The sequence below is a fragment of the Photobacterium sanguinicancri genome (assembly GCF_002265265.1).
Classification (GTDB): Bacteria; Pseudomonadota; Gammaproteobacteria; order Enterobacterales; family Vibrionaceae; genus Photobacterium; species Photobacterium sanguinicancri.
This window is the reverse complement of record NZ_NOIF01000498.1, coordinates 1-393: the sequence shown is the minus strand read 5'-3', so window position 1 is coordinate 393 and position 393 is coordinate 1. Positions and strand designations below refer to the sequence as shown.

The 393-nt window shown below is 32.8% G+C and carries 1 protein-coding gene; it reads right to left on the bottom strand.

What is annotated here, in order from left to right:
* On the bottom strand, positions 1-304 hold a 304-nt coding region (locus tag ASV53_RS24820; RefSeq protein ID WP_141226360.1), incomplete at its 3' end, for a hypothetical protein.
* Positions 305-393 lie beyond the last annotated feature (89 nt).

Below are 393 nucleotides of genomic sequence, written 5' to 3'. Positions count from 1 at the left end.
CTATTGAAGAAAAAATTGAAACACCAGGCCCTGTTGATATCATTCCAGATAATTCATTCTTGCTCAGAATGCCACGTGTTGAGTTGAAGATATTCAATGCATTTTTAGACATTGACAATAAGGAAGTGGCTGCTTTATCACGCAGTTCAGGTACTCTGATGATATCAACTGCATCTATATCAGTAAAAGTACTTGAATCAGTTAAAATAATATATTTAACATCTTCACTCAATGTGGCAATGAACCTTTTAGCTTGAGACTCATGCCCCCCTCGACCAAATACAATTAATATTGGTTTATCCATTAATTAAAACCTTATTATTGATAATATAATTATAAAGCGTATCAAGGCGTTGTATAAAAGCAGCTTCACTTCTATTAGGCTTATTAATA